20 protein-coding genes and 3 pseudogenes are annotated in these 19,656 nt (G+C 50.9%); 5 read left to right on the forward strand and 18 right to left on the reverse strand.

Features of this window, described 5'->3' with window-relative positions; all coding sequences use genetic code 11:
- Positions 1-72 precede the first annotated feature (72 nt).
- Complete coding sequence (hpaB, locus tag RS889_RS06765) at positions 73-1,635, forward strand: 4-hydroxyphenylacetate 3-monooxygenase, oxygenase component (RefSeq protein ID WP_315709926.1); 1,563 nt, start codon at positions 73-75, stop codon at positions 1,633-1,635.
- A gap of 12 nt (positions 1,636-1,647) precedes the next feature.
- Positions 1,648-2,166, forward strand: coding sequence for a 4-hydroxyphenylacetate 3-monooxygenase, reductase component (gene hpaC / locus RS889_RS06770; RefSeq protein WP_315709927.1), 519 nt, complete (start codon positions 1,648-1,650; stop codon positions 2,164-2,166).
- A 192-nt stretch (positions 2,167-2,358) separates the two neighbouring features.
- On the opposite strand, the gene RS889_RS06775 is transcribed toward hpaC, so the two are convergent.
- Entirely contained in the window at positions 2,359-3,048 is a 690-nt protein-coding gene (locus RS889_RS06775) for an MFS transporter (RefSeq protein WP_315709928.1), read from the reverse strand.
- 869 nt (positions 3,049-3,917) lie between these two features.
- Here RS889_RS06775 and RS889_RS06780 point away from each other — a divergent pair.
- Positions 3,918-4,190 carry a hypothetical protein gene (locus RS889_RS06780; RefSeq protein WP_021016778.1) on the forward strand — a complete coding sequence of 91 codons (273 nt, stop codon included), beginning with the start codon at positions 3,918-3,920 and terminating at the stop codon, positions 4,188-4,190.
- 50 nt (positions 4,191-4,240) lie between these two features.
- Here the strand turns inward: RS889_RS06780 and RS889_RS06785 are convergent, their stop codons facing one another.
- From RS889_RS06785 to RS889_RS06810, 6 genes and pseudogenes are all read right to left on the reverse strand, one after another.
- Complete coding sequence (locus RS889_RS06785; protein ID WP_021016777.1) at positions 4,241-4,546, reverse strand: hypothetical protein; 306 nt, start codon at positions 4,544-4,546, stop codon at positions 4,241-4,243.
- A 40-nt stretch (positions 4,547-4,586) separates the two neighbouring features.
- A pseudogene (locus RS889_RS06790) lies at positions 4,587-5,834 on the reverse strand (PTS sugar transporter subunit IIC); the annotation flags it as partial.
- 45 nt (positions 5,835-5,879) lie between these two features.
- The gene (locus tag RS889_RS06795; protein ID WP_021016775.1) at positions 5,880-6,182 is read right to left on the reverse strand and encodes a PTS sugar transporter subunit IIB; all 303 of its coding nucleotides are present in this window, start codon (positions 6,180-6,182) and stop codon (positions 5,880-5,882) included.
- Between the two features lie 182 nt (positions 6,183-6,364).
- Positions 6,365-6,808: a PTS sugar transporter subunit IIA gene (locus RS889_RS06800; RefSeq protein ID WP_315709930.1), complete on the reverse strand. Its 444-nt coding sequence runs from the start codon at positions 6,806-6,808 to the stop codon at positions 6,365-6,367.
- 246 nt (positions 6,809-7,054) lie between these two features.
- The gene (locus RS889_RS06805; RefSeq protein ID WP_315709931.1) at positions 7,055-7,717 is read right to left on the reverse strand and encodes a phosphotransferase-like protein; all 663 of its coding nucleotides are present in this window, start codon (positions 7,715-7,717) and stop codon (positions 7,055-7,057) included.
- Between the two features lie 17 nt (positions 7,718-7,734).
- Entirely contained in the window at positions 7,735-8,640 is a 906-nt protein-coding gene (locus RS889_RS06810) for a tagatose-bisphosphate aldolase (RefSeq protein ID WP_315709932.1), read from the reverse strand.
- A 233-nt stretch (positions 8,641-8,873) separates the two neighbouring features.
- Between RS889_RS06810 and RS889_RS06815 the strand changes: the two genes are divergently transcribed.
- On the forward strand, positions 8,874-9,812 hold the full coding sequence (locus RS889_RS06815; protein WP_084297650.1) for a sugar-binding transcriptional regulator: 939 nt from the start codon (positions 8,874-8,876) through the stop codon (positions 9,810-9,812).
- Between the two features lie 230 nt (positions 9,813-10,042).
- Here the strand turns inward: RS889_RS06815 and RS889_RS06820 are convergent, their stop codons facing one another.
- Positions 10,043-11,344 (reverse strand): citrate synthase, encoded by a 1,302-nt coding sequence (locus RS889_RS06820; protein ID WP_315709935.1) that lies wholly within the window; start codon positions 11,342-11,344, stop codon positions 10,043-10,045.
- Positions 11,345-11,537: 193 nt separating this feature from the next.
- Here RS889_RS06820 and RS889_RS06825 point away from each other — a divergent pair, with 193 nt between their 5' ends.
- Positions 11,538-11,831: a hypothetical protein gene (locus RS889_RS06825; protein WP_315709937.1), complete on the forward strand. Its 294-nt coding sequence runs from the start codon at positions 11,538-11,540 to the stop codon at positions 11,829-11,831.
- 210 nt (positions 11,832-12,041) lie between these two features.
- Here RS889_RS06825 and RS889_RS06830 read toward each other — a convergent pair.
- The 10 genes and pseudogenes from RS889_RS06830 to RS889_RS06875 all read right to left on the reverse strand — a co-directional run.
- Positions 12,042-12,260 (reverse strand): annotated as a pseudogene (locus RS889_RS06830) (2Fe-2S iron-sulfur cluster-binding protein); the annotation flags it as partial.
- Positions 12,261-12,262: 2 nt separating this feature from the next.
- Positions 12,263-12,760: an aromatic-ring-hydroxylating dioxygenase subunit beta gene (locus tag RS889_RS06835; RefSeq protein WP_425475116.1), complete on the reverse strand. Its 498-nt coding sequence runs from the start codon at positions 12,758-12,760 to the stop codon at positions 12,263-12,265.
- Positions 12,757-13,749 (reverse strand): annotated as a pseudogene (locus tag RS889_RS06840) (Rieske 2Fe-2S domain-containing protein). Before RS889_RS06840 ends, RS889_RS06835 begins: the two are co-directional and overlap by 4 nt.
- A gap of 85 nt (positions 13,750-13,834) precedes the next feature.
- Positions 13,835-14,767 (reverse strand): catechol 1,2-dioxygenase, encoded by a 933-nt coding sequence (gene catA, locus RS889_RS06845; protein WP_315709939.1) that lies wholly within the window; start codon positions 14,765-14,767, stop codon positions 13,835-13,837.
- Between the two features lie 82 nt (positions 14,768-14,849).
- Entirely contained in the window at positions 14,850-15,140 is a 291-nt protein-coding gene (gene catC / locus RS889_RS06850) for a muconolactone Delta-isomerase (RefSeq protein ID WP_315709940.1), read from the reverse strand.
- A gap of 10 nt (positions 15,141-15,150) precedes the next feature.
- Positions 15,151-16,266 (reverse strand): muconate cycloisomerase family protein, encoded by a 1,116-nt coding sequence (locus tag RS889_RS06855; RefSeq protein WP_315709941.1) that lies wholly within the window; start codon positions 16,264-16,266, stop codon positions 15,151-15,153.
- A 3-nt stretch (positions 16,267-16,269) separates the two neighbouring features.
- On the reverse strand, positions 16,270-17,031 hold the full coding sequence (gene pcaD / locus RS889_RS06860; protein WP_315709943.1) for a 3-oxoadipate enol-lactonase: 762 nt from the start codon (positions 17,029-17,031) through the stop codon (positions 16,270-16,272).
- A 2-nt stretch (positions 17,032-17,033) separates the two neighbouring features.
- Positions 17,034-18,236 carry a 3-oxoadipyl-CoA thiolase gene (gene pcaF / locus RS889_RS06865; RefSeq protein WP_315709944.1) on the reverse strand — a complete coding sequence of 401 codons (1,203 nt, stop codon included), beginning with the start codon at positions 18,234-18,236 and terminating at the stop codon, positions 17,034-17,036.
- Complete coding sequence (locus RS889_RS06870; RefSeq protein WP_315709946.1) at positions 18,233-18,910, reverse strand: 3-oxoacid CoA-transferase subunit B; 678 nt, start codon at positions 18,908-18,910, stop codon at positions 18,233-18,235. The genes pcaF and RS889_RS06870 overlap by 4 nt, the downstream gene beginning before the upstream one ends.
- 9 nt (positions 18,911-18,919) lie before the next feature.
- Complete coding sequence (locus RS889_RS06875; protein ID WP_315709947.1) at positions 18,920-19,606, reverse strand: 3-oxoacid CoA-transferase subunit A; 687 nt, start codon at positions 19,604-19,606, stop codon at positions 18,920-18,922.
- Positions 19,607-19,656 lie beyond the last annotated feature (50 nt).

Consider the following 19,656-nt stretch of genomic DNA (forward strand, 5'->3'; position numbering starts at 1 on the left):
ACAGAAAGCAAACATCAAATTAATAAATTGGCCGTTGTTTGTTCCTTTTTACTGAGAAGACATGAGGTAGATATGAAGCCTGAAGCACATCGCGCTGACACCAATCGACCGTTTACCGGTGACGAGTATTTAAAGAGCCTACAGGATGGGCGTGAAATTTATATTTACGGCGAGCGGGTGAAAGATGTTACCACGCACCCGGCGTTCCGTAATGCCGCAGGTTCTGTCGCTGCCTTATATGACGCGCTGCACGCACCGGAAACACATGACAACCTGTGCTGGCAAACGGATACGGGTAACGGCGGTTACACTCACCGTACGTTCCGTTTTGCCCGTTCGGCAGAAGAGATTCGTCAACAGCGCGATGCCATTGCGGATTGGTCACGCCTTAGCTACGGCTGGATGGGGCGCACGCCTGACTACAAAGCGGCTTTTGGTTGCTCACTGGGCGCCAACCCGGAATTTTATGGTGAATATGCGGACAACGCGCGTACCTGGTACAAACGCATTCAGGAAGCCGGTCTTTATTTTAACCACGCTATCGTCAACCCACCCATCGATCGCCATAAACCGGCGGATGAAGTGAAAGATGTGTATGTGCAGGTGGAGAAAGAGACCGATGCAGGCATCATCGTTAGTGGCGCCAAGGTTGTCGCCACCAATTCGGCGTTGACCCACTATAACTTCATCGGCTTTGGTTCCGCGCAGGTGATGGGGGACGATCCTGGTTTTGCCCTGATGTTTATTGCTCCGATGGATGCTGATGGTGTGAAGCTGATTTCCCGCGCATCCTATGAACTGGTCGCTGGCGTTACCGGTACACCGTTTGACTACCCACTCTCTAGCCGCTTTGATGAAAACGACGCGATTCTGGTGCTGGATAAGGTGTTGATCCCGTGGGAGAACGTACTGATCTATCGCGATTTTGATCGTTGTCGCCGCTGGAGTGTGGAAGCGGGATTTGCCCGTCTCTATCCGATGCAGGCGTGTGTGCGTCTGGCGGTGAAACTCGATTTTATCACCGCGTTGTTTCAGAAAAGTCTGGAGTGTACCGGTGTGTTGGAGTTCCGAGGCGTACAGGCTGCCTTGGGGGAAGTCGTGGCGTGGCGCAATCTGTTCTGGTCATTGAGTGATGCCATGTGGGCTGAAGCCAAGGACTGGAAAAATGGTGCCTGGTTACCGGATATGCAGGCAATGCAGACCTATCGGGTGCTGGCGCCGATGGCTTACAGCAAAATCAAAAATATCATTGAGAGTAATGTCACCAGTGGCCTGATCTATCTGCCATCCAGTGTACGTGACCTGAACAACCCAGAAATCGACCGCTATCTGGCTCAGTATGTGCGCGGCTCCAATGGGATGGATCACGAGCAGCGGATCAAGATCCTCAAATTGATGTGGGATGCCATGGGCAGCGAATTTGGTGGTCGCCATGAACTCTATGAAATCAACTATGCAGGCAGTCAGGATGAAGTCCGTCTGCAATGCCTGCGTCACGCACAAGGTTCCGGCAACATGAAGGGCATGATGGATATGGTAGAGCGCTGTCTGGCGGATTATGACCGCGACGGCTGGACCGTACCGCATCTTCACAACAATACCGATATCAACCAGCTTGATCGATTGCTGAAATAACGGGAGGTTCCCATGTCTCATGAAGAACAACAGCGTTTACGTTTCCGTGACGCGATGGCCAGCTTGCCAGCGGCTGTTAATATTGTCACCACTCAAGGGGGGGCAGGGCGCTGCGGTATTACCGCTACAGCAGTCTGTTCGGTGACAGATACGCCGCCGACACTGTTGGTTTGTGTCAATCGTAAAAGCGCCATGAACCCGGTGTTCGAGCAAAATGGCAGGATGTGTGTCAACGTGCTGAATCATGAGCAGGAGGAGATGGCACGCCATTTTGCCGGGATGACGAACGTCGCCATGGAACAGCGTTTCTTGCTGGAAGGTTGGCACGATGGTGAACTGGGTCAGCCAGTGTTGCACCAGTCTCTGGCTAGCCTGGAGGGAAACATTCAGCAAATTCAGTCCATTGGGACGCATCAGGTCTATTTGTTGGAAATCAGGCACATCACGCTAGCGGAAGAGGGACACGGTCTGATTTACTTTAAACGTCAGTTTCACACCATCCATCATGAGGACGCGCTGGTAACCGCATGACGCAGATACTCCCGAGATGAAAAGTAGCGGGGAAAGCACAAGGCAGTAGCCTCCCCACTATCATCGCTATATGGCGTTGTCACCAAACTCAAGCCTGACGATAATCGTCAGGTTTACTGCGTTTTGAGATATTGCGGGACTGCCAACTATGGTAACCGGCTACGGCATTAGCCGTGCTACGGGTTGTAGACATTATTCCAGCGTTTGACGCTGTGTCAGCACCGGGAAACCTTTCATCCACAGCGTCACCACCAACAGGGTGCCGATGCCGCCCAGCACGATGGCAGGCACGACGCCCAGCCAGGCCGCAGTGACGCCGGATTCAAACTCGCCAAGCTGGTTGGACGTGCCGATGAAAATGGAGTTGGCCGCGCTGACTCTGCCTCGCATTTCATCCGGCGTTTCCAGTTGAACCAATGTTGAACGGATCACCACGCTAATCATGTCGGAAGCGCCCAGCGCCAGCGCACGGGACAGCAGACCAGGCTCAATCAGGTTAGGCAGCAACGCCTGCGTTGCCGGCATCTCAAAAGCCCGTGTCGCACCCAGTATGGCTGAACAGGCATAAATCATTGTCGCATTGATGGTCTGTGTGAAACATCCCACTGCCAGCACCAGCACAGTGGCAGCCATCACCAGCCGGGCAAACAGAATAATCCGCCGCCGGTTGTACTGGTCCACCGCGTGGCCGGCAAACAGGGTCAGAGCCAACTGCGGCAAGAATTGGGCCAGCCCCACCAGCCCGAGATTTAATGCGCTGTTAGTGAGAGCATACATTTGCCAACCAATCCCCACGACTAACATTTGAAAGGCCAGAGAAGACGCAATCTGACCAGCCCAGAAACACAGAAATGTCGGGGATTTGAACAGTGAGGTTTCCACGGGTGGTGATCCTGAAAGAGTAATAGTAGGGCCGATGAAGCTACCAGTTTACATGAGTGACACTTTCATTAGCCAGGTTGGTTTACAGCAGAGAATGATCGCATTCTGATCGGGTTTCCTGAGCTTTAATCTGATGGACCGGTATATTCAGTAGTGGCAAAGTAGTGAACATATCACACACACCTATTTTTTTTCACATTACTGACGGGGTGTTTGTCCTCAGTAATTCGGTTATCGCCTGCCTTTTGAAAGTCATTGGGTATAGATAGATTTATATTTTTTCACTATTATTATTAATAACGGATCATAGTGACTTGCCAGTGTGAAATTTATGGTTATTAACCACCGTAATCATGGTTGAATTATAGGGCTATATATCTTTAAAATAATCTGAAGTAATAATGGTTTTAATTCACTCATTTTTTTGCTGATTTTGTGTGATATATCAACAGTAGACTTGATGAATGACAACTCAACAACTAGGCTTTATTTAGCTTTAAATATCTTTGACAGGATATACCCGTCATACTTCAAGTTGCAGGTGTGTTGGCTGCGTTCGCTCACCCGAATCACTTACCTGAGTAAGCTCATCGGGATTCGCTCACTTGCCGCCTTCCTGCACCTAGAATTATTTTGGGTATATAAGGCTATTCAAATGAATTATATCCGTTATTTTTGCACCTTGCAGGTATGTTGGCGTGATTGCCCGGCCTTGCATAGGCCGCTATGATCAGCATTCAAACCGGCTCAAGGCAGATTTGCCGCTTACCGCCGAGCCTTACTCAGGTAAGTGCTCGGGGTTTGTCTACTTGCTATCTTCCTGCATCTTGAAATCTAGTGGATATATACAGTAGAGCAAGGTGAATATTATGTCAGATCAAATGGTTGGTGAGTGGACTGGTTTTCATAAACTTGATGCGGTTGATATGGCTTTATTCGATTCAGTTGTCGTACATTTATTGGGCGTAAAATATACGCCACTGCTTGTTGCTACCCAAGTTGTTTCAGGGAGAAATTATTGTTTTCTCTCTGAGGCTGTTGGGCTTTATCCTAAAGCAAAAACCGATGTTGTAATAATCTATATTTATAAGCCCCTGGACGGGGATGCACATATCACCCATATTGATAAAGTCTTACCATAGAAAAGCGTAGAGAGGCTGACCATGGTTGGCCTCTCTACTATCCGCGGGAATCAGTATCCATAACGAATGGCATCTTTACTTTTCTGCATTAGCATATCAATCCTGGTTGAGTAATCTTCCAATCCTTTTGCATCACCTGCTTCTGAACATTGACGGCGTTTCGCGTTATAGGCTTTCATTAACTGCGCCTGTGCAAAACCGGGTTTCCCATAACAGGCTATACTCTGTTCCCAGCATGCGATCGCCTCATCCATCTCTTGTTGTTCATGAAAATGCTTTCCCAGTTCATTGAGGGCATTAGCGCGATCCAGTGGCGCAAGATCTTGCGCCATAATGGCCTCTATTGGTGTAACCATACATCCTCCAGATTTATGATTAATGGAATAGGTTAAGAATATGGCCGAATATCAGGCCGACGCTGATGACATCGGAGTCACTGAACGTCACATTGGATAGCCCAAACTTGCCAAGCAGTGGCAGAAGCAGGGCGGGCAATAGCGTAATAAACAGCCCGTGGAAGATACCGCCGATAATCGCCCCCCGGCGCCCACCCACGGCATTGGCAAATATCCCTGCGGTGCCGCCCGCAAAGAAGTTGGTCAACATGCCCGGTAAAATCATGGCCAGGCCGATAACCGGGAAGAAGAACATACCGATAATTGATCCAATAGTGGTGGAGATAAAGCCGATGATCACGGCGTTAGGGGCATAGGGGAATAATACCGGGCAATCGAGTGCCGGAATCGCGTTAGGCACGATTCGAAGGGCGATGCCGCGAAACGCGGGTACTATTTCAGCCAGCAATAACCTGACACCCGACAGCAGGACATAAACACCGACCACAAACTGCACGGATTGCAGGAAAGAATAGACCAGATAATTGACGTTATTAGCGAAAGGCGCAACCACGACCGGACCTGCGGCGATGGCCGGGATGATATAGATCGGGATCATCACCACCATCATCGAAAGATAGGTATCCTGCAAGAAGGAAAATGCCTGGGGAAGTTCAAAATCTTCCGTACTCTTTTCAGCATTCCCGGTCAGTTTGGCGACCCCGGCCTGAATGATATAGCCGATAGTACAGAAATGACCAAGCGCAAAATCATCCGACCCGGTTATTTTCCGCACGATAGGTTGCGCCAGTACGGGCATACCGACGGCCATTGTGCCAGCAATTACACCGCCGATAATAATAAGCTCTGTGCCGCGTAATCCCCCCATATAGCCAATCACGGAGCAGACGGTTGCCATCCAAAGCGAAGCCTGACCGGTCAGAAATATATATTTAAATCTTGTGAATCTGGCGATTAATATATTTACTATGAAAGCCAAAACCATAATCAATGCGGTTTCACGCCCGAGAGTTTGTTGTGCAATACCGGCAATAGACCCGACATCGGTAACAACGCCGCGCATGTTGAATCCCTTCTGGAATATTTCACCCAGAAAATTAAGCGCATTAACAATGATATTGGCACCAGCAAGTATAATTAAAAAACCCAGCAGGGTTTTTAGTGTCCCTGTTATGACTTGCCCCGGGCTTTTTTTAAGGGCAATAAGCCCAATCATGGCAATGAGAGATATTAATATTGACGCTTGGCCAAGCACATCATTTACAATAAAATGGAGGAAAGACATAATAAGTCCCCTGTATGGATTCACAATAATCGGAGTGTTAATTAAAAATTATTTAGCCAAATATCCCATGGCTTGAAGCACGGGGATTAGCTTTGTTTTTATTTCATTTTTATCCACCAAACGTTTCAGATATATAATTGTCGCGTTGATGGTGTAATGCTGAAACTGAGATTTGAAGTTCTCACCGGTCATAATAATATCCGCGCGCGTTGAGGTAGCGCTGGAAATATCACAGTGAGCGAGAGTGGCTTCGATCCCCAAATCTTTCAGCGCCGCCTCAATACTCATTTCGCAGGCAAAGCTGCTACCCAGACCGGCGCCGCATACTGCCAGGATTGATAACTTTTCCATAAATATTCCTTAGGTGTTCGTTAGTCGATTTTGCGCTGCTGCCTATATAACCCGACATCTCTCAAGGTACAGATACGCTGTCTTTATTACTCGGCCTTTCCATCGCCATCAGCCCTTTGGGCCGCGGCGAGCAGCGTTCAGATCGGCTCCAGGCAGATTTGTCACTTATCTGGATTATTAACTTAGAATTGCTGAACTACTTCCAGTATCGTGTCTTTATCTTTCGCTATTTTTAATTTCTTTACGGTTTCCTCATCGCAGAATATTTTTGCCAGACTGGCAATCATATCAATATGTGAGTGGCTATCTACGGCGGCCAGACCAAATATAATATAAACTGGATCATTATCTTCACTGCCAAACTCGACACCTTCAGAGATAATAACCAGAGAAAGTGCGGTTCTTATTACCCCGTCTTCTGGTCTGGCATGTGGCATAGCAATGCCTTCGCCGAGAACATAATAGGGGCCGATTTCTTCATGCATCGTATAAATAGCCTGAAGATAGCGTTCTTCAATCGCTGCTTGAGCGATTAATGGTTGCATGGCTAAGGCCACTGCGCTTCGCCAGTCTTCTGTTTTATTAATGATGCTAATGTTACTTTCATTAATCCAGTCAGTTAACATAATATCCCTTCTTGATGAATTGGAATTTATTGCAGTATGATGTTTCCTGAAAGTAAAAACTGTGATCTATCTTTTCCTATCTGTTATTTTCAAAAAAATAAAAATAGTCAGTAAAGAATGAAAAATAATGTCTTATAGAAATAGTGGTTATTTATTCTTTTATCATGACGAAATCCTTATCAGGAAAGATAATATTATTTAATAATGTTAATTTTCACCGTGCCATTATTAATGGGATTTAAATTTTCATACATTCGTCATCCTGAAATCTATTGGCATCGGTTCTGAAAGCGACTTGACTACCCAGTCATTGATGCTATCCATGTCTATCGGTTGATCTTGATCCACCGAATAGACCGGGCCAAAACGCATCGGCGTCGCTTTTTCGGCAAGCGCGATCAATTCTGGTATGTATTCAGCACCAGGATGCCCGGGCAAACGTTGATCGAGCCGTGCCGCATAGCGTTGTTCCGCCAGATTGCCAGAAATATGACACCAGATTTCCACCATGTTGGTGATATCCGCCTGCACCAGGTATGTTTTCAGTACGTCTTTCGGTTGAAAACCAAACCAGGCATCGATGATAAAAGTGCTGCCATTGGGTGCTCCGGCCACAATAGACCAGATGACTTGATAGCTCGCCTGACCCAGTAGGCGATTAAACCGGCGATCCACACCTTCAATGCGCTGAAGAAAAGGGTTTTTAATGCCATCCAGCGAGAGCTGAAGCCAGCCTGTTCGTTCAGAAAGTGCCACGGCAAGACAGCTTTTTCCCGATGCGGGAATACCGTTGACCAGGATAACCCGCTTACCCGCGACACGGTTAGTCGACTCAGGTTGTGATACCTGCGTATCAGAATGGTAGTGAGCCTGGGATTCAACGTCAGACACTGCGCTTTTCTCCGTCATTTTTCACCTGTCCGGCCTTATTTAGCGGCGTGGTAATATTGTTGAATAACTGCCTGAATCTCGTTCAGACGCGGAATGGCCAAGGTTTCCAGTTTTTCCCTGGTAGATGTTCTGTCCAGCGAAATACAGTCTTTCCACAGTGAGCGACCGGCAATCACACCGGAAGCCCCTTTGCTCATGGCATCGGCGACCTGTGTAAGGAACGTTGCGTGATCGACGCCTGCCGACAGTACCGCCCAAGGCACATCGCCGACGAGTGTAGTGATTTCTTCGCACGCGTGTCGTGATCCCGGGTAGGGTAGTTTGAGCACTTTGGCACCACAATCAAGACAAATTTTGGTTCCTTCATAGATCAACGATGGCACTTTTTCTTTATAGGTTTCTTCGGTTTCACTCTCGAGTTTATAGGTCAGAAATTCAACGACCAGCAATAGATCTTCGCGGGCAAAATCCTCAATGCAATGGTGCAGAATCGCTATATTATGCTGATTGGCTGCTGGGTGATCGGCGCGTAGATAAACCATGATTTTACCTCCGGTTGCGCCTAGCTCACGCACTCGACGGGCAGTAATTCCCGGCACCAGTCTGGAGAGGCGATAGCCTTCCGCGGATACATCCCATCCTGACGCATCCAGACCAATCAGCAGCGCGGTATCTCGGGCGATAATGCCGTCGTCGACCAATTGTGGTACGGCGCATACGGCATCGACCAGAACACAGGACGCTTTGCTGGCCAGATACCGGGTGATGTCCGCTTTAATTACCCCCAACTCATGTTCAGAGATCCTGGCCTGTTGCTGAGGATCGCTCGACAACAGGCTGCGCATGGCACCGCGCTGATCACAGGCGATGACCATCATCGCGCCATCGTTACCGCAGATTTGCTGATAACTGCGTAATTCTGAAGTGGACATTTTTGACATATGTTTCTCCTTTGTGTGAAATTTATTGCATGTAAAAAATCTCTCTGACTGACGTGTAGTGATCTCCATTTTCTCTGGTTCCAGCAGGATTAAAACCGCTCAATGCGCCGGTATATAAGGGTTTTTTCGCCCTAAGCGCATTGCATTCTCTTGGACGCTGCGCAATAATTACCCTATCAACGAAATGAGTGTAATACATTGCTGAAAGGAATTTCAAGCTGAAAGAGCCAATTTTGCAAGAAGTTGCAGCTACGCGCGCTATGATGCATATGGTGGCGAAGCTGCATTACGAGTCAGACATGTCTCAAAAGGAGATTGCCCAGAAATTGGACGTCTCTACCGCAACGATTTCTCGGTTGCTTAACAAAGCGCGTGCGGCGGGCATTGTTCGCATTGAAGTCATTGAGTTGTCTTCACCGGAAAATATGACCGCCGATCTGATTCAACGATTGGGGCTGAAGCAGGCATTTGTAGTGGATGCTCCGCCTAACAATGTGCTGGGTTCACTGAGCACTCCCCTGGCTTCGATTCTACAGCAGGCTGGACTGGGTGCTGGCTCGGTGTTGGGGATTGGCTGGGGGCGGGCAATCAGAGAAGTGACACTGGCCGGACTACCAAGATTACCGGGAGTGCTGACCGTTGCATTGAACGGTGGTATGCAGCAGGCGGCACCACATTTTCAGATAACCGAATTTGTCCGGCGCGCCGCTGAGCAGATGGAAGGCACGCCGTATTTTCTGCACGCGCCTTATATTTCTTCTGCTGAACTTCGTGATGCTTTTCTCAGTGATGCCAGTGTGCAGGAGATTATTTCACTGTGGGATCGCCTTGATGTCGCCATTGTTGGTGTGGGGTTAACCCATGCGCCGAAGCCGAGTGAATCCACGACTGCGACACCTGGCGAGCAGGCGTTGAGTCAGGCCGCTGGCGATGTGTTGCGCCACTATGTGACCGAGTCTGGTGAGATTCTGCATTGGGAAGGCGAGGAGAGAATGATTGCGGCATCGCCTGAACAGTTACGCCGTACACCGCTGACTATCGGTGTGGCGGCGACACCAGAAAAAGCCGCCGGGATTATCGGTGCGGTGCGTTCGGGGATGATTAACTCGCTGGTAACGGATGTCAATACCGCCCAGGCGATCCTGGAGAGACTGCCGGTGAATGGACTGTAGAACGCACGTCCCGGTAGTAAAACACGTCAGCCGGTACTACTCCTGGGCGGGTTTATGGTGGCACAGTGATGGTGAGCGATTCGTCTATTCCTACTGTTGCTCCATTTATTTTTTATTCCGGGAAAGCGTTTGTCGCTTTAGTGTCCACCGAACATATCCTGTGATAATAACGCAAAGTGGTTGTTACCCGGCGTAAACGGAGTAACAGCCACTTTCCGTGCTGGGCGTATTCAGGCGTGTGAAACGCTGTCTGTACTACGACGGGACATATAGTCACGCGGCCCTTCTCCCACATACAACTGACGTGGACGATAAATATTCAGTGGCTCGCTGTGCATCTCGTTCCAGTGCGTCACCCAACCTAACGTCCGTCCGACAGCAGTGACCACGGTAAACATGGTTGAAGGTAATCCCATTGCCTTTAGAATAACCGCCGTATAGAAATCGACACTGGGGTACAGGCCATTGTCAATGAAGAATGGGTTGCTCATCGCCACATTTTCCAGCGCCATTGCTACCTGTAGCAAGCTGTCCTCCATACCCAGTTCTTTCAGAACCCGATGACAGGTATCCCTCAGGATAGCTGCGCGGGGATCGAAATGTTGATACAATGAGTTACCAAAACCCAGGCGGCGGAACACGTCAGGATGCAACATGGCCCGGTTCAAAAAATCAGGGATCTGATCCTCGGTTTGGATCTCTTCCAGCATCTGCATGCAAGCCTCACTCGCACCACCGTGTGATGATCCCCACATTGACGCCAGACCTGCCGCAATACAGGCGAAAGGGTTAGCCCCTGAGGAGCCGGCAGCTCGTACCGTCATGGTGGAAGGGCACTGACCATGATCGGCATGCAGGATTAGAATCTGATCCATTGCATGCTCCAGTACGGGATGGATCTCGTATGGTTCAGCCTGCACTGCGAGCAACATATGCAGAAAGTTGCCAGCGTAAGACAAGTTGTTGCGCGGGTAGTTAGCCGGTTGTTCGATGGCATATTTGTAGCTCATGGCTGCCAGTGTCGGCATTTTTGACAGCAGCCTGACTTCTGCCAGTTTTCGGTGATCCGGATCATCCACGTCCAGCACATCATGATAGAACGCCGCCAGCGCGCCCACCAACGCGCACATTAATGCCATGGGATGAGAATCGCGACGAAAGCCGCTACACATCCGTGCCATCTGTTCGTTCACCAGCGTATGGCGCGTGATGGTTTGTCTGAAATCCTGATACTCCGCTTCAGTAGGCGGTTCGCCATATAAAAGGATGTAACTCATTTCCAGAAAGTCACATTGACTCGCCAGTTGAGCCACCGGGAATCCCCGATGTAGCAGAATACTGTTATCGGTGTCGATATAACTGATGGCGGACTTACAACCTGCGGTATTGTTAAACCCTGGATCGAAGCTACATAACCCTTGTTTTTCCAGAGGCCGGATATCTACTCCAGCGCGTCCCAGCGTCCCGGAAAGCAAATCCAGTGAAATATCATCATGTTCGTCCAGCGAAAGTGTTACTTGTTGTTGCGTCATAAATATGATCTTCCTGACTGCAAGATGAGAAAATGGCGATGAGACGCGTCGCTCTGTCCGACAGGTCTGCGTCGATGCCGCCTGGTGGTGTTTCTCCAGGCAGGCTTTCCACAATAGCGACCTACTAGCGGTGATTCTTTGATGTAAATGAAGAAAAAGGAGGTAAACGCGATATGTACCCATCTGACGGAATATGTCAGTCCCATTCCTTGTTTATCGTCTTTTCTTTCAGATCAAAGCAGCGACAGCAAGCGGCGATATCAGCAAGGCTTCGCTGGCAGGAACAGAAAGCCTGATTCAGGCGGCAGAATGTAAGAATGTAAAACTCAATCCGCTGTTTGGGAATCAGCTCAGTAAGGATATACCTTTTCTGGTCATGGTAAAAACATCAGGAAGAATGTTGAAAGATGATGACGATGCATTCGATACATTTAATTCAGTATTAGCCAATACAAAACAGATCGTGCCGCCGACGTTATTCACCTGAATATCAATACGTTAGAAATGCCGGTGCGCGTGATTGATGGCAGCCTCGGTATCTTCCCTGTTCTCCATATCGGCGTTGATCGCCAACACCTCGATTCCTTGTTCGCGCAGTGTGACCGCCAGATCATTGAGGTAGGGCGCGCTCAATCAGTACCAGTTTTGCGCCTTCGGCAGAGGCCTGTCCTGCGACTGCTTTACCGATTCCCTGCGCGGCCTCCTGATCAGACAGCGCCGCTTCAAGATAATTCTCACCCAGGCTGTATTCCCCTTGTTCACAGCGGCATTTACAAGTACCACATACGCCATCGGAACAGTCCATCGGCAGGTTGATTTTTTGCCGATAGGCAGCATCCAGAACCTTTTCGTTTGGATTACACTGGATAAAACGACTAACGCCATCTTCAAAATTGAGTGCAACAGTAAAGGGCATCATTACCTCGAATTAAACATGCTAAATATCAATGACCTGTTGATGTAGTCATTGTTTATCTGGATGGTTTTACTCAGGATCTGCGGCTGTTCCGTGCTCAGGTCAATATGACAACGCGTCATGCCGAAGAACAGATCGGTCTTGTGGTAGCGGTGGCTGAACGTCACCCAGTTGTAACGCGTTTCTACATATTCACTGGCCGTTTCCAGCAGTTCGATGTTGCTTATCTGGTGAGTGGTCCGGGGTTCCGGCATGCTGGCTGCCGAGCGTTCGGTCTTGATGCGATACACCCGATCTTCTAATCCATCGCGGTTCGGGTAATAGATCAACGAAATTTCACTCCGCGGATCGCGGGTCAGTTGATCATCATCAGCCCAGGCTGGCATCCAGTAGGTAACTTTCGGGCTATAGCAGACCAGCCACTCCTCCCACTGACGGTCATCAAGCAGATGCGCTTCACGATACAGGAACTGTTCAACATGCTGTTGCAAGCGGTTCATTTGGCCACCTCATACTGATTCAGACTGTGTAACAGAGCTTGTTGCCAGTGATGGTGATAACTGATGTACAGCGCTTCGTCCTCGGAACGGGGTCCACTCAGCAGAGGCGTAATCGACATCGCTTTCGCGTTGTCATCAGCGCCCTCCTGCCAGCGAGTGGGCACCGCGACTCAAGTCGCTCCACGGCAGATTACCGGCGTTATAGCCTTGCTGACAGGCGCGGAACTCCTCCAGATCGTCAGGCGTTCCCATACCGCTGACGTTGAAAAAGTCTTTATACTGGCGGATGCGTAGCGCACGATCTTTGGCACTCTCACCTTTCGGTGCGAAACAGAAGATGGTGACTTCGCTCTTGTCGACGGCGATCGGACGTACGACGCGGATCTGGGTAGAAAATTGATCCATCAGGTAAACGTTGGGGTACAGGCACAGATTGCGCGTCTCGTTAACCATCAGGTTGGCGCGGTTGCTGCCAAAACGGTCGTTGAGGCGGGAAAACTACTTATAAATCGGACGCACTTCCGGGTTCAGGGCGCGGGTCCATAGCAGCATGTGACCATTTTCAAAACCATAAACCTCACCGGTCTTTTCGTCTTTGGCTTGCAGCAGATTGCCGCTGTCGTTGAAGGTCCAGCCGTGGAACGGGCAGGTGAACGAGGTTTTATCACCAGATTTGCGGCTGGCCAACATCGCACCACGGTGCGAGCAACTGTTGATCATTGCGTGCAACTGCATCTCTTTATCGCGGGTAATAATCACCGGCTGGCGGCCAATGGTCAGCGTGTAATAGTCGCCAGGGGCGGCAATCTGACTTTCATGGGCCAGATATACCCAGTTGCCTTCGAAAATGACTTTTATTTCCAGTTCGAAAAGAGATTCGTCGGTGAATATCGCGCGATTACATTGATAAAGGCCTTTTCTTTATCGATCACCACGGCGTTATTTATTTTTTCTTTTAGCGTGGAAAATATCGTATTGGTTGAGTTCATGTTAATGACCTCACATAAATAGGGTTGCAGGATACGGGTAATAACCAGCCATTACCCGAGGCGGTATGTTTATCGGCGGACTGAATTACTCCTCAATAGTAGCGCGTAAGCGATTGACTTTTATCTCTTCTTTACTTTTGGTCGCCGGGTGTAAGATAAAGTCAAAGCTGACTTCGGTGTGGTCTCCTGGTATATCGCGCTGGGCTGCCAGCGACGGATCGGTTATTTTGATTGGATCGGCAATCAGTTCCTCTCGGGTGGCAAAGGCAAAGTCATCCCACAGATATTGGTCGCCGTTGAGGTTAATTTGGGTAGTTAAATGTTTATATCCCGGCGCAGAGACAAAGAAATGGATATGCGCCGGGCGATGTCCATGGCGACCAAGCTGGTTCAGTAGTGCCTGAGTCGGGCCATCCGGTGGGCAGCCATATCCGGATGGCAGTATGCTGCGCACCGCATAGCCGCCATTGGCATCGGTTTTTACTCGACGGCGCAGGTTAAATTTGCTCTGCGATTTGTCAAAGAATGAGTAGTTGCCCAGAGCATTGGCGTGCCAGATATCGACTATGGCTCCCGCCACCACCTGACCATCAGCATCTTTTATCTGTCCGTGCAACCACATGGTCTCGCCAGCTTCCTTGCCATCATCCATACGGGCAAAGCCGTCGCTGAGTGGAGCATTAGCCACATATAGCGGCCCTTCAATGGTACGTGGTGTACCGCCTTCCAGTCCCATCGCCTGTTCGCGTGCATCGTCACGCATGTCGAGATAGTGTTCCAGACCCAGCCCTGCTGCCAGTAGTGCCGCTTCTTGACGCCCACCCAGTTCGTGCAGGTAATTAACCGCCTGCCAGAACTCCTCCGCGGTAATATCGAATTTGTCGATGAGATTGCAAATATCTTCCAGCATCTGATGCATGATCGGCTTGAAGCGCGGATTACCTGCTTCGTTGGTTAAACCACTGCTGATTTCAAGCAGTTTGATGACGTCTTCACGTTGGTTAAAAGAAGCTGACATGGCGAACTCCTCATTGATGATATGTAGGGTTTGTTTATTTAGGATTGAATGCTAATTTTGTTGCAGTTGTTTTCTCCTTGGCTTATTTATCGTCATCGCGAATGGATGACGGGTGTCGGCACAGCGCATCAACACGAATATCCATATAGGGGTAAAGCGGTAAAGCAGTAAGGATTTCATGCAGTTCGTTATTACTGTCGACATCAAAAATACTGACATTGGCGTAGCTGCCTGCAATGCGCCATATATGGCGCCATTTCCCCTGGGTTTGCAGGTCCTGGGAATAACGCTTTTCACGCAGCTTGATCTCGTCGGCCGTGTTTTTCGGCATATCGACCGGCAGTTTCACAACCATTTCCACTTTGAATAACATCGGTGCCTCCTTATTTACGTTGGTAATGGCACAGCTTGTCTTCATCAATAATGACACCGAGACCTGGACCATCCGGCAGGGTGACCTGACCATTGGAGAAGACCAATGGGGTAGCCACAATGTCGTCTTTTAGTAGCAGGGGACCGAACATCTCGGTACCCCATTCCAGCTTCAGTGTGCTCCAGGCATGTAGCGAGGCCAGAGTGCCGAGCGTACCTTCCAGCATGGTGCCGCCATACAGTGCCACGCCAGCGGCGTTGGCCACGTGGGCCAGCTTCAGTACCTGCATCGGGCCGCCAGCCTTAGCGATTTTCAGCGCATAGGCACCAGTGAAGCCATTGGCCGCCAGTGTATAGCCGTCATGTGCATCGGCCACCGCTTCATCAGCCAGGATCGGCAGGATAAAGCGCTGGCTGAGCTGAATAAGCGTGGCCCGGTCCCAAAGCGCCACCGGCTGCTCTACCAGATCGATACCAATCTCTTGTAGCGCCGCCATGCCCCGCACTGCGGTGCACACATCCCATGCTTGATTGACATCGACGCGAATGCTGACTTCCGGCCCCAACGCCTGTTTAATCGCCGCAGTGTGGTGCAAATCTTCCACCAGGGAGCGGGCGCCAATTTTGAGTTTGAAGGTGTTATGACGGCCCTCTGCCAGCAGACGCTGTCCCTCCTCGATATCTTTGGCCGTATCGCCACTGGCCAGCGTCCACAGTACCGGCAGCGTCTGGGTTTGTGCCCCGCCTAACAGGCTGCTGACCGGCAGGTCAAGACGTTTGCCCTGCGCGTCGAGAAAGGCTGTCTCCAATGCGGATTTGGCGAACGTGTTTCCTTTAACGTGGGTGTTCATCAGGTTGACGAAGGTCATCAGACCGTTAAAGCTTTTGCCGCTTAATAACGGTGCCAGATAGCTATCGATGGCCGATTTAATGCCTTCCGGACTTTCCGGACCGTAGCTCAGGCCGCCAATGGTCGTCGCTTCACCCCAGCCGATCGTGCCGTCAGCACAGGTGAGCCGCACGATGGTCAGTGTCTGGCAACCCATGGTGAGCATCGACAGTTTGTGCGGTCGGATAGTGGGGATATCCACCAGCCAGCTTTCGATGCGTTCAATACGTAATTCCATGCTTCACACCTTCTCAGAAAGAAAAGCAGTCACCAGGCGGTTGAACTGTCCCGGGCAAGCGAGATTGGAAATATGCGCTGCCGGCAGAAGCGCCAGCCTGGCCTGCGGGGCGGTGGCCGACAGCAAACGACCATCTTCTACTTTGGTGATTGCATCTTCCTCGCCGGCAATGACCAGCATCGGGCAGGTCATCAACGGAATCTCGGCACGCAGATCAGCCTGAGCCAGCGCATCACAACAGGCCGCATACCCTTCGGCGCTACTGCGCGCCAACTGCTCGACCAACGACGCAACACGTTGTGGTTCACGACGTTGGAAATCATCGCTGAACCAACGATCCGGCGACGTGCTGGCAATAGATGCCAACCCTTGCAAACGTACCTGTTGTGCACGTTGTTGCCAGCTCTCGGCATTGCCGATACGGGCGGCGGTGTTCGCCACCACCAGTCGCCGTAGACGCTGTGGGGCAAAACGGCTGAGCCATAATCCGGTTAACCCACCCATCGAAATACCGCAAAAATGCGCGCATTCTATATTCTGTGCATCGAGTAGATCGATGACATCACATCCCAGCCGTTCCAGTGTCAGCGGGGCCGAAATCAGCGGCGTCTTTCCATGTCCACGTTGGTTGTAGCGCAGTACGCGGAAATAACGGGTCAGCGCCTCCATCTGCGGTTGCCACAGATCAAACGTAGTGCCAAGAGAGTTCGACAGCACCAACAGCGGCGCGTTGACCAGGCCATCAAGGCGATATTCGATCTCCATACTCATACCCTCTCGATAATTAGCGCAATACCCTGGCCCACACCAATGCACATGGCGCACAGGCCGTAACAGCCACCGGTATTGTGTAACTGCCATACCGCATTCATGACTAATCGTCCTCCGGAAGCGCCAAGCGGATGGCCCAACGCGATAGCGCCACCGTTGGGATTGACGTGCTGAGCGTCATCCGGCAGCCCAAGCTCGCGGGTGACCGCCAATGCCTGGGCGGCAAAAGCTTCATTGAGCTCAATGACATCCATCTGGTCGAGCGTTAAACCGGCGTTAGCCAATACTTTATGCACTGCCTGTGCCGGGCCGAAGCCCATGATGGCTGGCTCAATGCCGGTAACAGCACTGGCGACAATGCGTGCCAGGGGGCGGAGTCCATGACGTTCAGCACCACGTTCTCCCGCCAGCAGCAGCGCGCAGGCACCATCATTCAGTCCGGAAGCATTACCGGCCGTCACTGAGCCTTGTGGATGTACCACCGGTTTCAGTTTTTCCAACGCTTCACGGGAGGTGGCTCGAGGATGTTCGTCCCGGTTGAACCACCGTGGCTCGGCCTTTTTCTGCGCAATGTTCACCGCCACTATCTGTGGGGTATAAAAACCGCTCTCCTGCGCAGCGGCGGTACGTTGCTGACTACGCAGGGCAAAAGCATCCTGATCCTGGCGGCTGATACCGAAACGTTGTGCGACGTTTTCTGCGGTCTGCGGCATAGAATCGATACCGTAAAGCGTCTTCATCTGCGGGTTGACAAAGCGCCAACCCATGGTGGTGTCTTGTAGCTTCATATCGCGGCTGAAAGCGTGTTCTGCCTTCCCCATCACTAACGGGGCCCGTGACATACTTTCCACGCCACCGGCAATGATCAGTTCGCTTTCACCGGTTCTGATGGCTCGTGCTGCCATGGCGATCGCATCCAGGCTGGATCCGCACAGGCGATTGATGGTACAGCCCGGCACCGATACCGGCAGGCCAGCCAGCAGTAGCGCCATACGCGCCACATTACGGTTATCTTCTCCTGCCTGGTTGGCGCAACCGAGCAGTACGTCATCCACCGCACTCCAGTCGAGTTGCGGGTGACGTTGCTGTAGTTCTTTCAACGGCAGTGCGGCCAGATTATCGGCACGCACTGTCGCCAGACTGCCATTGAGTTTGCCAAACGGCGTACGCACGGCATCACACAGATAAGCGGGATTCATGCTGTGTTTCTCCAGGTCGCATTGTCTTCATTCTGAAGGGCGAAAGTCAGTTCGACCGGGGTAATCTCTTGCAACTGCTGTGGTGTCAGACCCCCAAAAATTTCGCGTACCACCAGCCCTTGGGAGCAAACATCTATCACCGCCAAATCGCTGTAAATACGGTCGATACAACCGATGCCGGTAAGCGGATAAGTGCAGGTCTTGACTATCTTGCAGATGCCTTTTTTGGTCAGGTGCTCCATCATCACAAAAACCTGCCGCGCACCAATAGCCAGATCCATCGCTCCTCCGACTGCCGGGATGGCGTCGGGAGCGCCGGTACTCCAGTTAGCCAGATCTCCTTGTTCCGAAACCTGATAGGCTCCCAGAACACAAATATCCAGGTGACCGCCGCGCATCATGGCGAATGAATCGCCGTGATGGAAAAAACAACCTCCCGGTAGCAGGGTTACGGCCTGCTTACCGGCGTTAATCAATTCAGGATCTTCTTCGCCGAGGGCCGGGGCAGGACCCATGCCCATGATGCCGTTTTCGCTGTGCAGAAAAATTTCCTTGTCGGCGGGAAGGCAGTTAGCGATCTGGGTTGGAATACCGATCCCCAGATTGACGTAGACACCTTCCGGAATATCCCGCGCGATACGTTCGGCCAATTGCTGGTGGGTAAGTTTTGACATATTCACCTCTTAAGCCGAAAGTTGCTGGGGTGGCGCGGGGTGGACCACCACTCGCTGTACAAAAATTCCCGGCGTGATTATTGCTTCCGGATCCAATTCCCCCAATGGCACCACTTGATTGACCTCCGCAATGGTGCAGGTTGCCGCCATCGCCATGACGGGACCGAAATTACGTCCGGTCTTCGCATACACCAGATTGCCCCAGCGATCGCCACGATTGGCCCTGATCAAGGCAAAATCTGCCTTCATTGGTAGCTCGAATACATATTGACGGCCATTAATCTTGCGCTGCTCCTTGTTTGCGGTCAGCAGGGTGCCATAGCCGGTGGGGGTGTAAATACCGCCGAGCCCGGCTCCTCCGGCCTGGATACGGGCGACCAGGTTGCCCTGTGGGATTAGCTCCAGTTCCACTTTGCCGCGTCGGTATAGATCGTCGAAAACCCAGGAATCCGCCTGACGGGGAAAAGAGCACACAATCTTACGCACACAACCGGCTTTCAGCAGCGCCGCCAGGCCAATATCGCCGTTACCGGCATTGTTACTGATAAGCGTCAGATCGCGTGGACTGAGTCGCAGCAGTGCATCAAGTAGGTGATAAGGCTGGCCTGCAGGGCCAAAACCTCCGACCATAATGGTGGCGCCATCCGGGATATCAGCAACGGCGGCGTCGCTGGAATACTCGCTTTTGTTGATCATTTTCTTTCCTCATTACACCGATATTTCTGGCGCCAGGACTATTGAACTAA

This window comes from Brenneria uluponensis, assembly GCF_032395385.1.
GTDB lineage: Bacteria > Pseudomonadota > Gammaproteobacteria > Enterobacterales > Enterobacteriaceae > Prodigiosinella > Prodigiosinella aquatilis.

Excerpts from the sequence above, each read along its gene's own strand:
- hpaB (WP_315709926.1), top strand. The coding sequence starts at position 73 with ATGAAGCCTGAAGCACATCGCGCTGACACCAATCGACCGTTTACCGGT.
- hpaC (WP_315709927.1), top strand. The coding sequence starts at position 1,648 with ATGTCTCATGAAGAACAACAGCGTTTACGTTTCCGTGACGCGATGGCC.
- RS889_RS06780 (WP_021016778.1), top strand. The coding sequence starts at position 3,918 with ATGTCAGATCAAATGGTTGGTGAGTGGACTGGTTTTCATAAACTTGAT.
- RS889_RS06785 (WP_021016777.1), bottom strand. The coding sequence starts at position 4,546 with ATGGTTACACCAATAGAGGCCATTATGGCGCAAGATCTTGCGCCACTG.
- RS889_RS06795 (WP_021016775.1), bottom strand. The coding sequence starts at position 6,182 with ATGGAAAAGTTATCAATCCTGGCAGTATGCGGCGCCGGTCTGGGTAGC.
- RS889_RS06800 (WP_315709930.1), bottom strand. The coding sequence starts at position 6,808 with ATGTTAACTGACTGGATTAATGAAAGTAACATTAGCATCATTAATAAA.
- RS889_RS06805 (WP_315709931.1), bottom strand. The coding sequence starts at position 7,717 with ATGACGGAGAAAAGCGCAGTGTCTGACGTTGAATCCCAGGCTCACTAC.
- RS889_RS06810 (WP_315709932.1), bottom strand. The coding sequence starts at position 8,640 with ATGTCAAAAATGTCCACTTCAGAATTACGCAGTTATCAGCAAATCTGC.
- RS889_RS06820 (WP_315709935.1), bottom strand. The coding sequence starts at position 11,344 with ATGACGCAACAACAAGTAACACTTTCGCTGGACGAACATGATGATATT.
- RS889_RS06825 (WP_315709937.1), top strand. The coding sequence starts at position 11,538 with ATGTCAGTCCCATTCCTTGTTTATCGTCTTTTCTTTCAGATCAAAGCA.
- RS889_RS06835 (WP_425475116.1), bottom strand. The coding sequence starts at position 12,760 with ATGAACCGCTTGCAACAGCATGTTGAACAGTTCCTGTATCGTGAAGCG.
- catA (WP_315709939.1), bottom strand. The coding sequence starts at position 14,767 with ATGTCAGCTTCTTTTAACCAACGTGAAGACGTCATCAAACTGCTTGAA.
- catC (WP_315709940.1), bottom strand. The coding sequence starts at position 15,140 with ATGTTATTCAAAGTGGAAATGGTTGTGAAACTGCCGGTCGATATGCCG.
- RS889_RS06855 (WP_315709941.1), bottom strand. The coding sequence starts at position 16,266 with ATGGAATTACGTATTGAACGCATCGAAAGCTGGCTGGTGGATATCCCC.
- pcaD (WP_315709943.1), bottom strand. The coding sequence starts at position 17,031 with ATGGAGATCGAATATCGCCTTGATGGCCTGGTCAACGCGCCGCTGTTG.
- pcaF (WP_315709944.1), bottom strand. The coding sequence starts at position 18,236 with ATGAATCCCGCTTATCTGTGTGATGCCGTGCGTACGCCGTTTGGCAAA.
- RS889_RS06870 (WP_315709946.1), bottom strand. The coding sequence starts at position 18,910 with ATGTCAAAACTTACCCACCAGCAATTGGCCGAACGTATCGCGCGGGAT.
- RS889_RS06875 (WP_315709947.1), bottom strand. The coding sequence starts at position 19,606 with ATGATCAACAAAAGCGAGTATTCCAGCGACGCCGCCGTTGCTGATATC.